The sequence below is a fragment of the Planococcus sp. 11815 genome (assembly GCF_051096385.1).
Taxonomy (GTDB): Bacteria; Bacillota; Bacilli; order Bacillales_A; family Planococcaceae; genus Planococcus; species Planococcus citreus.
This window is the reverse complement of sequence record NZ_CP096991.1, coordinates 1781891-1793968: the sequence shown is the minus strand read 5'-3', so window position 1 is coordinate 1793968 and position 12078 is coordinate 1781891. Positions and strand designations below refer to the sequence as shown.

General features: G+C 48.2%; 14 protein-coding genes. 8 read left to right on the top strand and 6 right to left on the bottom strand.

Annotation, left to right across the window (positions count from 1 at the left end; translation table 11 throughout):
• Nucleotides 1-35 precede the first annotated feature (35 nt).
• From M1Q06_RS09150 to M1Q06_RS09140, 3 genes are read left to right on the top strand one after another with little or no spacing between them, the layout of a single operon-like run.
• Nucleotides 36-233, top strand: a complete 198-nt coding sequence (locus tag M1Q06_RS09150; RefSeq protein ID WP_121297498.1) for a DUF6501 family protein — start codon at nt 36-38, stop codon at nt 231-233.
• A 55-nt stretch (nt 234-288) separates the two neighbouring features.
• Complete coding sequence (locus M1Q06_RS09145; RefSeq protein ID WP_434399417.1) at nt 289-1146, top strand: AAA family ATPase; 858 nt, start codon at nt 289-291, stop codon at nt 1144-1146.
• Between the two features lie 9 nt (nt 1147-1155).
• Complete coding sequence (locus M1Q06_RS09140) at nt 1156-3012, top strand: vWA domain-containing protein (protein WP_434399416.1); 1857 nt, start codon at nt 1156-1158, stop codon at nt 3010-3012.
• 321 nt (nt 3013-3333) lie between these two features.
• Here the strand turns inward: M1Q06_RS09140 and M1Q06_RS09135 are convergent, their stop codons facing one another.
• A complete protein-coding gene (locus tag M1Q06_RS09135; RefSeq protein WP_421958170.1) occupies nt 3334-4557 on the bottom strand; it encodes a toxic anion resistance protein in 1224 nt (407 codons plus the stop codon).
• Nucleotides 4478-5182, bottom strand: a complete 705-nt coding sequence (locus tag M1Q06_RS09130; protein WP_121297494.1) for a 5-bromo-4-chloroindolyl phosphate hydrolysis family protein — start codon at nt 5180-5182, stop codon at nt 4478-4480. Before M1Q06_RS09130 ends, M1Q06_RS09135 begins: the two co-directional genes overlap by 80 nt.
• A gap of 415 nt (nt 5183-5597) precedes the next feature.
• Between M1Q06_RS09130 and M1Q06_RS09125 the strand changes: the two genes are divergently transcribed.
• From M1Q06_RS09125 to M1Q06_RS09115, 3 genes are all read left to right on the top strand, one after another.
• A complete protein-coding gene (locus M1Q06_RS09125; RefSeq protein ID WP_033541967.1) occupies nt 5598-5798 on the top strand; it encodes a cold-shock protein in 201 nt (66 codons plus the stop codon).
• A gap of 138 nt (nt 5799-5936) precedes the next feature.
• On the top strand, nt 5937-6143 hold the full coding sequence (locus M1Q06_RS09120) for a cold-shock protein (RefSeq protein ID WP_121297493.1): 207 nt from the start codon (nt 5937-5939) through the stop codon (nt 6141-6143).
• Nucleotides 6144-6167: 24 nt separating this feature from the next.
• On the top strand, nt 6168-6644 hold the full coding sequence (locus M1Q06_RS09115; RefSeq protein WP_434399415.1) for a YkvA family protein: 477 nt from the start codon (nt 6168-6170) through the stop codon (nt 6642-6644).
• 62 nt (nt 6645-6706) lie between these two features.
• Here the strand turns inward: M1Q06_RS09115 and M1Q06_RS09110 are convergent, their stop codons facing one another.
• Nucleotides 6707-8314 carry an ABC-F family ATP-binding cassette domain-containing protein gene (locus tag M1Q06_RS09110; protein WP_121297491.1) on the bottom strand — a complete coding sequence of 536 codons (1608 nt, stop codon included), beginning with the start codon at nt 8312-8314 and terminating at the stop codon, nt 6707-6709.
• 106 nt (nt 8315-8420) lie between these two features.
• A complete protein-coding gene (locus M1Q06_RS09105; RefSeq protein ID WP_068869215.1) occupies nt 8421-8654 on the bottom strand; it encodes a hypothetical protein in 234 nt (77 codons plus the stop codon).
• 85 nt (nt 8655-8739) lie between these two features.
• On the opposite strand from M1Q06_RS09105, the gene M1Q06_RS09100 reads away from it, so the two are divergent.
• Complete coding sequence (locus M1Q06_RS09100; protein ID WP_434399413.1) at nt 8740-9912, top strand: MFS transporter; 1173 nt, start codon at nt 8740-8742, stop codon at nt 9910-9912.
• On the opposite strand, the gene M1Q06_RS09095 is transcribed toward M1Q06_RS09100, so the two are convergent.
• Together M1Q06_RS09095 and msrA are read right to left on the bottom strand one after the other, a co-directional pair.
• The gene (locus M1Q06_RS09095) at nt 9896-10195 is read right to left on the bottom strand and encodes a hypothetical protein (RefSeq protein WP_434399412.1); all 300 of its coding nucleotides are present in this window, start codon (nt 10193-10195) and stop codon (nt 9896-9898) included. The two genes, M1Q06_RS09100 and M1Q06_RS09095, sit on opposite strands and share 17 nt — an antisense overlap.
• A gap of 159 nt (nt 10196-10354) precedes the next feature.
• Entirely contained in the window at nt 10355-10885 is a 531-nt protein-coding gene (gene msrA, locus M1Q06_RS09090) for a peptide-methionine (S)-S-oxide reductase MsrA (protein WP_434399411.1), read from the bottom strand.
• Nucleotides 10886-11120: 235 nt separating this feature from the next.
• On the opposite strand from msrA, the gene M1Q06_RS09085 reads away from it, so the two are divergent.
• The gene (locus M1Q06_RS09085; RefSeq protein WP_434399410.1) at nt 11121-12065 is read left to right on the top strand and encodes an LCP family protein; all 945 of its coding nucleotides are present in this window, start codon (nt 11121-11123) and stop codon (nt 12063-12065) included.
• The last annotated feature ends 13 nt before the right edge of the window (nt 12066-12078 follow it).

Sequence of the window (12078 nt, the reverse complement as noted above, 5' to 3'; positions counted from 1 at the left end):
CATCACATTCACATTGACAGAAAAGGATGATACCGATGATACATACCAATTGGCTCGAAAAAGAAACCGTTCGCACCGTTACGTGTAAGCATACCGATGCCGACAAATTTTTAGTGTCGAACGTGCTGACAGCTGGACAGCAATACGACGTGAAAAATGAAACTGAAGAATTTTTGTTTGTCGTGGACAACACAGGTAAAGTCGGCGGCTATTACAAAACTTATTTCGAGTGATGACAAAAAACCGATGAATCCATCGGTTTTTTCTATGGAGACAGGAGTGGAGCAAATGACGATTATTGATGAAGAAATCAAGAAACGGACGCAACGGGACCATGCAGAAGATTCAAACCTGATTGGGGAAGGTGGCTATATCTCGCCTGATGAAAATTTATGGAATGATATCCTGACAGCTGTCGTGTTGAAGAAGCCGGTGCTGTTGAAAGGGCCGACTGGAGCAGGCAAAACGAAACTCGCCGAAAGCGTTTCCGACCTGTTCCAACAGCCGATCCAGAGCATCAACTGTTCCGTCGACTTGGATGCGGAAGCGCTGCTTGGCTTTAAGACATTGGTGCAGCGTGATGGCCAGAGCGCGATTGAATTTGTTGAAGGCCCAGTCGTGACCGCCATGAAACATGGCCATATCCTCTACATCGATGAAATCAATATGGCGAAAGCTGAAACCTTGCCGATCCTTCACAGTGCGCTCGACTATCGGCGGATGCTGACCAATCCGTTTACCGGTGAAGTGATCCAAGCGCATCCTGACTTTTCGGTAATGGCTGCCATCAATGAAGGGTATATCGGCACCTCGCCAATGAATGAAGCGCTGAAAAACCGCTTTATTTCTTATTCGGTTCCTTATTTATCCGGAGAACAGCTGCGGGGCCTATGGGACCGGGAATTTCCGGATGCCGACCCGAAACTGAAAACGTTTATGCTGAACTTGGCAGCGGATTTGATGAAGCAAGTGGAAACGGGCCTGATGTCAGAAGAAGCCGCTTCGATCCGGAGCTTGCTCGATGCCACAGCGCTCGCATTGCATATCGACCCCCTGCGCGCCGTCCGCTACGCCATCGCCGAAAAGCTGGATGACGAAAGTGAACGGGAGTTGCTGATGGATTTGGCGAATACGTGGCGAAAGTAGGGATGCAGGATGACTTCAATCAATCGCTTTATCCAATTCAATAACGAAACGGTTGATACGAGGCTCCTCAACCGGATGCAGCAGCTTGCGAGAGCATTGTCATCCGCGCCTTACCTAAGCCTGACGACAAGGAAGCTTTGGGAATTCAGGCCATCTGAAGGCGCTGTTTCCATGAGTGTATTTTGGCGCCATCGCCCAAAAGAGGTCGAACAAGCAGGTTATCTTTCGGATATTTATTTGGTGAGCGCCGGATTTTGGCGCCATTTCAGCTTGCGTTCCTGGCGCCGTTTCGAGCAGACGGAGACCAGTTTGCCGGAACTGGCAGCGCAATTGCTGTTAATGGCAGAAGAATTCCGTTTAAGTGACCGCATCACTGCGGAACGCCCCGGGACCAAGCATGCTTTTGGAGTGAGGGAGAACATCGTTTCAGGTTTTCATTCCGACCAACTGGAACAAAATCGCAAAAAAGGGTTTTGGGCGGATGCTTTCCTGAATGCCGCTTATTTAAAATTACGCGGCCGGGAAGTCTCGTTAAGTGATGAACTGGATCCTTTGTTTTTGACATGGACGGAATTGTTCAGTGCGGATTCCACTGAAGACTCTGCGCGTACGGTCTCCAAAGTGTTGCCGCGCCTGGAGTATTTATTGGGCTCTGACGCCCTCCATACGTATTATACCTTCGGGGAGCCGGCTGAAAAAACGCCGCCGACAAGGTACCATGAAGGCATCGAGGCGGAGCAGTCCGAAGAACAAGAGGAAATCGACACGATCGAAGAATGGTTTCAATCCTGGCACCGTGAAACGGAATTGAATGATGCCGCCGCCCTGGAATATGAGCTTGAACGGGGTGATTCGAAGCTTGCCGATGGGGGCAGGGAAGAAGAAGGCGCCGGGGAAGTTGAACAAACCGGGACCGGGGAATCCCAAGGTGAACACCGGGAAGATAATTTGCCTGATGAACAGAGAAAAGACGAAAAGAAACCGAAAAAAGCAAATGGCCGTTTCGGTTCCGCGAACGATGGCGTCGTATATTATGAATCGCGCATCGAGGCTTTGCCTTTTGACCGCCAGCAGTTGCAGCAATGGCGCAGCGAGCAAGCACCCTTTGTGCGCGCCTTGCTGAAGGAAATGCAAAAGCGCATGCAGCAGCGTATCGAAAGCGAACGGACGAATTTGCATGCCGGGCGATTATCGAAAAATCTGTTGCCGCTCATCACCGATGAACGGCCAAAGCCTTTCTACCGGAAAACCGCCCCATCGAAACAATTGGATGCGGTATTCAGCTTGATGATAGACGGTTCTGCATCGATGGTTGACAAGCTCGACGAGACGAAACAAGCAGTGCTATTATTCCACGATGTGCTCAGGGCGCTCAAGATCCCTCATGAAATTGCGGTGTTTTATGAAGATGCCTATGAGGCGGGGGATGCTCAACAGCCCAATTATTTTGAATGGCTGCATAAATTTACCGACGGCATGACCGACCATGCGGCAGAGATTCTCTCGCTCGATGCCCATGAGGACAACCGCGATGGCTTTGCGATTCGCTGGATGGCCGAACGCTTGAAACAGCGCCCGGAAAAACACCGCTTTATGCTGGTCTTTTCGGACGGCGAGCCATCTGCTTATAATTATGCCGACAACGGCATCATCGATACGGCACAAGCCGTTTCGGAAACCGAGAAAATGGGCATGGAAGTGATGCACCTGTTCTTGAGCGGTGAATCGACGAGCGAAGAACAAGCTGCATTCTACCGGATGCTGTATGGCAATAAATCGGTAAGCGCTGATTCGTTGGAGCAATTTGTCGAGCAGACGCTGCGCTTATTGAAACGTACCTTGCATTTAGTTGTACAGGCATTGTAATGAAGAACCTAAAAACCCCTACGCAAAAAATGCAAAGGGGTTTTTTCAGCTTGTCGAGAAAGTTAAGAGTCGTATTTTCCGAAGCTTATCGCTCGCTTTCCGTGGGCTCGCGCCCAAGCCTCCTCAGTCGCTGTGCTCCTTGCGGGGTCTCGGTCGTCTCGCTGATCCACTGGAGTCGAGCGAACGCTTCTCCAAATACTTAGAAAGATCATTGATTATTGAATGTAGAAAAAACGACTCCATTCTATTTCGCAATGGATTTATAGACTTCTTCAACACTCTGTAAAAACCCCTTCGCAAAAAATGCGAAGGGGTTTTTTATCAGTTCTTTTCCTGGCCGTCGTGGATGGCAAGCAGGCGTTGCTTCAAGTCTTCTTCCATGCGGCCAATTTCAAGCTCTGCCGCTTTGCGGTTACGTCGGCCTTCTGCCTGGATCTTCAATGTTTCTTCGATCGTTTCAAGCAAATTCTCCTGGGTCTGCTTCAAGGTCTCGATTTCGACGATGCCGCGCTCGTTTTCACGTGCGGTTTCGATCGAATTCATCTTGAGCATTTCCGAGTTTTTCAATAGCAGGTCGTTTGTGGTGGCGGTCACTTGTTTTTGCGCTTCGACCGCTTTCATCTGCTTGTTCAAGGTCAAAGCGATGGCAATCTGGTTTTTCCATAACGGAATGGATGTCATGATCGATGATTGGATTTTTTCTGCGAGCGTTTGGTTGGTCTGTTGGATCATGCGGATCTGCGGCGCGCTTTGAATGGTGATTTGGCGCGACAATTGCAAGTCATACAGGCGTTTTTCCAAGCGGTCGACATACTGGACCATATCGTTCACTTCCTGATAGGCCATCTGGTCGTTGGATGCTTCGGCTTTCTTGCGCAGTGCCGGAATCGTTTCGTTCATGATCTCATCCCGTTTGATTTCCGCTGCTGCGATATAGACGTTCAAAGCCTGGAAATAAGTCTTGTTCTGGTCGTATAATTGCTCGAGCATCTGGACATCTTCCAACAAGCCTCGTTTTGAATGGTCAAGCTGGATGCTGATGCGGTCGACTTGCGTGCTTAACTTCTGGTATTTGCTCATCATTTCCTGGACGGAATACTTCGCGCGGTTGAACACTTTGCGCAGCCCTTTTTGCTTTTTCTGCGTCAGTTCTTCCGGGTTCAGCTGTTCGAGCTTTTTCATGAGATCATGCAGCACATCGCCGACAGGGCCGATATCCTTTCGCTGTACATGATCGAGCATTTTATGCGAAAACTGGCTCAGTTGGTTTTGGGCATTGGCACCGTATGTGAGGATGGCTTCACGGTTGCCGGTCGGGATCTGCTTGGCCAATTCACGTGCTTTTTCCTGTTCTTCGGCACTCAGGCGGTCGAGCAGCGCGACAGGCTGTCCTTCCGTCTGCGCCAACTGCGTTTGCGGGGATGCTTGCTCCATACCAAAAGGGGTTCCAAGAAGCTCATCCAACTCATTTCTCGTCTGATTGTTGGTCATTTTCCATGTCTCCTTTATGTTCGATTTGCTGTTGCTGGTCGATCGTTCTCGTATTGTGCTGGTCGACAGCGAGCCGCGCATAATCGAGTTCCATGCGCAATTGCTCCACATCCGTAGACAGCACGCGCTTCAAGTCGGCTTCCATTACTTGCTGCAATGAACGAAGCATTTCTCGCGTTTCCTGGAGCGCAATGCGCATTTCCATGTCTTTGACGGGCTGCCCGACCAATAATGTATATTTGCCGGTCAATTCGATGGCTGAATCCAGATGCGAATAGAAGAACGGTTCTGCCAAGTAGAATTTGCGCGGGTTTTGCTGGACGATAAGTAGAATTTTATTGGCGATTTTGACCATATCCATTAATTGCTTGAAAGAGGAAATGGAACGCACTTTATAATATTGGCTTTGCAAGGTTTTGATTTTTTCTTTGCCTTCCTTGATCTGCACGCGGATATTCCGGTATTCGCTTCTGGTCATGCCGAGCTGCTTGGAATCGCTCGACAGCTGGTATTGCTTCATCGACGTATTGCTGGCAAAATAGGTGCCGGCAGCAACTGCACCAGAAGCAAGCAGCCCGATTTCCGCGCCTAAATAAAGGATCGGAAACATAGCGGACATGAGAGGGAGGCTGACCGATTGTCTTTTAATGAAGTTTTCGATCGGCTTAATGGGTTTCATGCTTTAACCTCCTTAACGGCTACTAAACTATACGTGCGGCGCAGGAAAAAGTTTCATCGCGCGCGTCTCTATCCCTTATTTTACGTGAACGGGAGAGCCAATACAAACTTCCGGACCGTTAGCAGCCTGACACATTAGCGCTTTACAAATTCCCATTAATTTGGCATAATGCTTATAAGGATTTTTTAGAAGGCCAAAAAAATAGTTTGGAAAAAATTCAGAAAGTTTTTAGATTTGTTTGACTTTTATAGTCAATTTGATATAATTAAGGTAATTCAACATACGAACTTCCGCAACAGCTATTCACATATTCCCAAAAGTGATCAGCAAGTGTCGGTACTTTTGGGAATATGTGAATTTTTTTATGAAAGTTCGCATATTGAAAAATTTTTCTTACCACAGGAGGTAATTTAACATGCAAGAAGGTACAGTAAAATGGTTTAACTCAGAAAAAGGTTTTGGCTTCATCGAAGTTGAAGGCGGCGACGACGTATTCGTACACTTCTCAGCGATTCAAGGCGAAGGCTTTAAAACGCTTGACGAAGGACAGCGCGTAGAATTTGAAGTAGAGGAAGGCAACCGCGGACCTCAAGCTACTAACGTAACTAAACTTTAATTCTCCAATCCAAGAACTGCCGTAATGGCAGTTCTTTTTTGATGGATTTTTTCCTAGGCGGTTTCCATTGTTTAATCTCCGGTATTAGTCGGGTATATCTAAATTAGAATACCAAGAACATTGAAGGGGGATTTATCCATGCAAGGAAAAGTCAAAGAATTTAATGACGACAAAGGATTCGGCTATATCGAAGGCGATACTGGCGAATTGTTCTATTTCGAAACGATCAACATCAATGAAGAAGGCTTCCGCCGCTTCATGCCGAACCAACACGTTGAATTTACCATTTACGACGGTGCTCCCGGCAAGGAACGGGTAGCGACGAACGTTACATTAGTCTTCTAACTGCCGGATGAAAGGGGAACGCATATGGGTAACGAATATTTAAAAAAGCCACTGCCAAGTGAAGAGAAACAACAGGATTTCTATCAAAAGCTTCGTGTTAGGGTACACAATTGGCTCGAGAGCAAATCATCAAAACTGGATTCCGCTGGCCAGTTCGTCTTATTTGCACCAGACCTTTTCCACTTATTGACCCGCTTGCTGCTGGACAGCCGGATCGATAAGAAAAGCAAAGCCTACGTCGGTGCTGGCGTGCTTTATTTCATGGCGCCGATTGATTTTCTCCCGGAAATTTTAGTCGGGCCAGGCGGATTCATGGACGATGTCATTGTCGCAGTATACGTCATCAACACGGTCTTGAACCGATTCCCGAAAGAAGTTGTGACCGAGCACTGGGCGGGAGACGAAGACCTGTTGAAAGTGCTCAGCAAACTGGCGAATTCCGGGGACCGTTGGGCAGCGAAGTTGCCAGCCGGAAAAGCCGTGAAACGCTTCCTGAAATAAAACCAAAACAAAAAAAGCCCCTCAGAAATAAAATTTCTGAAGGGCTTTCCTATGTCTGGGAATTATTTGGCGATGCCTTGTGTTTCTTTCCATTCCAAGAATTCATCGTAAGTCAATTGCTTGTCGAGAATCGAGCCATCTTCCTGGATTTCGATGACGCGGTTAGCAACCGTCTGGATAAACTGATGGTCATGGGAAGTGAAGACCATGGCGCCTTTAAATGCGATCATGCCATTGTTTAAGGCTTGGATCGATTCAAGGTCCAAGTGGTTGGTCGGCTCATCCAATAGCAGCACGTTGGCATGCGACAGCATCATTTTTGATAGCATGCAGCGTACTTTTTCGCCACCGGACAAAACAGAAGGTTTCTTTTTCACTTCTTCGCCAGAGAATAGCATTCTGCCAAGGAAGCCGCGAAGGAATGTTTCGCTTTCATCTTCCGGTGAATACTGGCGGAGCCAATCCACCAAGGAAGTTTCACTGCCTTCGAAGTATTCGGTATTGTCGATCGGCAAGTAGGCGCGTGAAGTGGTGACACCCCAACGGGCAGAACCGGAAGCCGGCTCGTCTTCTTCGGCAAGTACGCGAAGGAGCGCCGATTTCGCCAATGGGTCGCCCATCAAGACGATCTTGTCGTCTTTGTTCATATTGAAGCTGATGTTGTTCAATAATTGATTGCCGTCGACTGTTTGGCTCAGGTCTTTTACCGTCAATACATCGTTGCCGATTTCGCGGCCGATGGTGAAGTTGACGAATGGGTATTTACGGGAAGATGGGCGGATATCGTCCAACTCGATTTTATCAAGCATTTTCTTCCGTGAGGTCGCTTGCTTGGATTTCGAGGCGTTGGCAGAGAAACGGGCAATAAAGGCCTGGAGCTCTTTGATTTTTTCTTCTTTTTTCGCATTCTGGTCGGATGCCAAGCGAGTTGCCAATTGGCTGGATTCATACCAGAAGTCGTAGTTGCCGACATAGAGCTGGATTTTCCCGAAATCGAGGTCGGCGATATGGGTACATACTTTATTAAGGAAGTGGCGGTCATGCGATACAACTATGACAGTGTTGTCAAAGTTGATCAGGAATTCTTCAAGCCATTGGATGGCTTTCAAATCCAAGTGGTTGGTCGGCTCATCCAGAAGAAGAACATCCGGTTTGCCGAATAGAGCTTGTGCCAAAAGAACTTTGACTTTATCGGATCCGGAGAGTTCCGCCATTTTCTTATCGTGGAGATCTTCGGAAATGCCAAGGCCCTGCAACAGGATGGCGGCTTCGGATTCAGCTTCCCAGCCGTTCAGTTCCGCGAATTCGCCTTCAAGTTCAGCTGCACGCATGCCGTCTTCGTCAGAGAAGTCTTCTTTCATATAAATGGCATTCTTCTCGGACATGACCTCGTAGAGCTTTTTATGGCCCATGATGACTGTCTCAAGAACTGCATATTCTTCGTATTCAAAGTGGTTTTGCTTCAATACGGCGAGGCGTTCGCCAGAGCCCATAGAGACATTGCCGGATTGAGCTTCAAGTTCGCCGGCAAGAATCTTGATGAACGTCGATTTACCGGCGCCGTTCGCCCCGATTAAGCCGTAGCAATTGCCCGGGTTGAACTGGATGTTGACATCTTCAAATAATTTGCGGTCGCCAAAACGCAAGGATACATCATTTACTGCTATCATTATTATTCGTCCTCCTAAAATTCACAATATGAATAGTATAACACGAATACGCCCTAAACCGGTAGCGTTCAAAGCCCGTGTCGGCTAAACTAATAAAGGACAAGTGTTAACGGCTTTTTCTGCGGAGATAAGCATCCAATTGGCCGAGTTCTTTATTCAGAAGGTATTCCATCTGTACATATTCGCGCCTGCCTGGAACGTGTTCCGGCGTCAGGCCTTTCATCGAGAAAATAAAGTAATAGCCGCCGATCTGGCGGAACAGCACGACGACGTGCGGAAATTCATCAAAAGTGGCTTTAATATTGTATCGTTTTGCGTAGCTCCAATTTATGAGCTTCATCCAGCAACCCGCCTTTCCAGTCTTATTTTAAGGGAAGCGACGGCAGGAACACAAGTTTGGTGTCGGGGGATAAGGAGAGAAAAATATGAAGGAAGTTGGAAAAAAATCTGCTTTGACCGGCATCATTTTCGCCATCCTTTTAGTGGCGCTCAATTTGCGGCCGGCCATTTCTTCAATCGGCCCGATGCTCGAGCCGATTCGCTCGGATCTCATGCTGACCAATGGACAAGTCAGTTTATTGACCGCTGTGCCAGTGTTATGCATGGGGGTGTTCGCGCCGTTTGCGATCGTCTTCAACCGGCGCTTTGGCTTGAAGCGTTCCATCGGCTTTTTGCTGGTAGTTATCGGCATTTTCACTTTAGGGCGCGGCTTTTGGCCAAGCTATTTCAATTTATTGCTTAGTTCGTTTTTCATCGGCATCGCGATCGCCATCATCGGGCCGATGTTGTCTGCCATGATCAAACGGGACTTCCCGACCCGGACAGCTTCCTTGATCGGGGTCTATTCGTTCGGCATGGGGCTCGGTGCGACATTAGCCGCAGGATTGACGAGTGTTGTCTATGCGGCTTCTGGATGGCCGGCGGGACTTGCGGTTTGGTCAGGCTTGGCACTCGCCGCACTTATCGTATGGTTGAGAATGCCTGAAGCGGGCGCAAAGTCAGAACAACTGCCGGATGATTCATTGCCGATCAGCGGAAGCCCGTGGAAAAATGTGAAGGCTTGGTATATGCTTTTGTTCTTCGGCTTCCAATCTGCTTTCTTTTTCTCGATGCTGACATGGCTCGCGCCCATTGCGATCGACAAGGGCTTGAGCGTGCTGTCGGCAGGAGCTGTCGTTACCGTCATGACGGCGGTGCAGATTATCTGCAATATTTCGATCCCGCTGCTATTCAGCCGTTATCCGAATCGCTTCCTGTGGGTATTGGCAGTGCTTGCGTTCGGGACTGCCGGCATCCTATTGTTGATGTTTGCAGGAACTTGGTCGGTGTGGCTGGCAGCCGCTTTAATAGGCGTGGCGCTTGGTGGTCTATTCCCGATCGCGTTGCTTTTGCCGCTCGATGCGACGGATTCTGCTGACGAAGCCAATAGTTGGGCTGCCATGACCCAGTCCGGCGGTTATTTAATTTCGGCATTCATGCCTTTTATCATCGGAGTGGTTTATGACCAGACAGGGAACCACGATATTACTTTATGGTTGTTCTTGGCATTCGTCTTTTTCATGATCTTTTTTGCTTATTTGCTCAATCGAGAGCCTTAATGCTTTGTTTATTGGGCAGGGCCAGCGCCATCCATGAAAAATATAGCGACAAAAGCGGGAACAGGACTGCCCATGAAGCAATCATCATCAGGGGGATCTCCGCCTCTGGAAGGATAGTTGAGAAATACCAATAATTCAGTTCAAGCGCTGTAACGAGCGTGATGAGGGGCCCGATGAATATCCGGCTGGCTAGGATAGCGGATGCGACGCCAAGCAGAATGACAAACGGCGGAAAAAGGATTAATTGCACGAAAAAGATGTCCAATGTGCTGAGCCATTTCATAAGGGAGCCTCCTGTTTAACGCAGTATGGCGGGAAGACCCGCGTATCCTGATTTTAAACTAAGTGAATAATCTGTCAATGAAAAATATGGAAGCCATGTGGAGCGTGAAAATGATTTAGGTTTTTTCACAGTTTTATACAACTAGAAAAAGCCGGCGCATTAGGCGTCGGCTTTCTTCCACACAGCAGTTAAAAACTCATCGCGACCGGATTCGGCGCGGTCCTGGGCATAATGTTCAGGATTTTTCAGGTAGAAATCCTGGTGATAGTCTTCTGCCGGATAGAAAGGCTCAGCATCTTGGATCTCAGTGATGACCGGCTTATCGAAACGGCCGCTTGCGTCGAGCTGTTTTCTGGAAGCAAGCGCTATTTGCCGCTGCGCTTCATTGTGGACGAAAATAGCCGGGCGATAGGAAGCCCCGCGATCTTGGAACTGGCCGTCATTATCGGTTGGGTCAATTTGCTGCCAAAAAATGTCCAGTAACTGTTCGTACGGGAAGAGCGCTGGATCGAAAGTGATTTCGACCGCTTCCAAATGACCGGAATAGCCGTTTTTCACTTGCTCGTATGAAGGATTCGCCAAATGGCCGCCTGTATATCCAGAAACCACGGATTCAATGCCATCGAATTGATCGAAAGGCTTGACCATACACCAAAAACAGCCACCAGCGAATGTTGCTTTTTCAAACATCGGATTGCCTCCCTCTATTTATTATACTGGCAGCCACCATCCCTATACAATGCATGCAGCTTTGGGCATCAGCCAGCTGGATGTTTGACTGGGGATGGGAAATAGCGCCTGAGAATAAGAAGAATTTTACCACTCCAGCCAAGCACAGACAATAAAAACGTGTTGCAAGGGGAAACCTTGCTTCATTCATGTGCGTCTAATCAATTGCTACAGCTCAGAAAGGAATGTAAACATCATGGAAGAACAATACGAAACGAGGCAGACCAGAAAACGCAAACGTTTCCGCCCGAGAGGCAAACTTTTCTTATTATTGATCATTTTATTGCTCGGTGCGGGAATTTACTTTTTCATCCAATATCAACAGGGACAGAACATAGCCGGCGAAACCGAAATTGAACCGGAACCATTTTCAGGAGATGAAGACAACAGCGGGTACCAGAATATCCTCGTACTCGGGGTGGATTCGCGTGGGGAAGAGCAGTCCCGTACGGATACGATGATGATGGTGACCCACGACCGTGAAAACAATGAAGTGAAGATCACGTCGTTCATGCGAGATATTTATGCGGATATCCCTGGCTATCAATCCTATAAATTGAATACAGCGTATTATTTGGGAGGTGTCGACTTGCTGGCATCGACTTTGCGTGAAATGTTTGGCGTCGAAATTCATAATTACGCGCTGGTTGACTTCAAGAGCTTTGAAACGCTCGTCGATATCGCAGCGCCAGGCGGTGTTGAAATCGACGTTGAAAAAGAAATGTCCGAGAAAATCGGCGTGACTTTGTCTCCCGGCGTCCAGCAGTTGAACGGCCAGGAATTGCTAGGCTACGCGCGCTTCCGTTCGGATAATGAAGGCGACTTCGGCCGTGTGCGCCGTCAGCAGCAAGTAATTGCCGCATTGAAAGATGAATTGATCAGCGTATCGTCAATCCCGAAACTGCCGAAACTAGCTGGAGCGGCACAAGGCTATGTGCAGACCGATATGCCTTTGGTCGACCAAATCAAATTGGCGACACAGCTCGGAACCGGTGGCAGCGGCGAAATCGAACGCTTGACGATTCCGGTTGAAAGCGGCTACAGCTATGCGAATTATCCGCAAGCGGGCTCTGTTCTGGAAATCGATATAGAGCAAAACCGCCGTGCGCTGGAAGAATTTTTGTCTCAGCCACTCAACTAATTTTTCAGATAAT

Bases quoted from the DNA above. Each gene is read 5' to 3' on its own strand.
- M1Q06_RS09145 (WP_434399417.1), top strand. From the start codon at position 289: ATGACGATTATTGATGAAGAAATCAAGAAACGGACGCAACGGGACCAT.
- M1Q06_RS09100 (WP_434399413.1), top strand. From the start codon at position 8,740: ATGAAGGAAGTTGGAAAAAAATCTGCTTTGACCGGCATCATTTTCGCC.
- M1Q06_RS09140 (WP_434399416.1), top strand. From the start codon at position 1,156: ATGACTTCAATCAATCGCTTTATCCAATTCAATAACGAAACGGTTGAT.
- M1Q06_RS09095 (WP_434399412.1), bottom strand. From the start codon at position 10,195: ATGAAATGGCTCAGCACATTGGACATCTTTTTCGTGCAATTAATCCTT.
- M1Q06_RS09085 (WP_434399410.1), top strand. From the start codon at position 11,121: ATGGAAGAACAATACGAAACGAGGCAGACCAGAAAACGCAAACGTTTC.
- M1Q06_RS09130 (WP_121297494.1), bottom strand. From the start codon at position 5,182: ATGAAACCCATTAAGCCGATCGAAAACTTCATTAAAAGACAATCGGTC.
- M1Q06_RS09115 (WP_434399415.1), top strand. From the start codon at position 6,168: ATGGGTAACGAATATTTAAAAAAGCCACTGCCAAGTGAAGAGAAACAA.
- M1Q06_RS09150 (WP_121297498.1), top strand. From the start codon at position 36: ATGATACATACCAATTGGCTCGAAAAAGAAACCGTTCGCACCGTTACG.
- M1Q06_RS09110 (WP_121297491.1), bottom strand. From the start codon at position 8,314: ATGATAGCAGTAAATGATGTATCCTTGCGTTTTGGCGACCGCAAATTA.
- M1Q06_RS09105 (WP_068869215.1), bottom strand. From the start codon at position 8,654: ATGAAGCTCATAAATTGGAGCTACGCAAAACGATACAATATTAAAGCC.
- M1Q06_RS09120 (WP_121297493.1), top strand. From the start codon at position 5,937: ATGCAAGGAAAAGTCAAAGAATTTAATGACGACAAAGGATTCGGCTAT.
- M1Q06_RS09125 (WP_033541967.1), top strand. From the start codon at position 5,598: ATGCAAGAAGGTACAGTAAAATGGTTTAACTCAGAAAAAGGTTTTGGC.
- msrA (WP_434399411.1), bottom strand. From the start codon at position 10,885: ATGTTTGAAAAAGCAACATTCGCTGGTGGCTGTTTTTGGTGTATGGTC.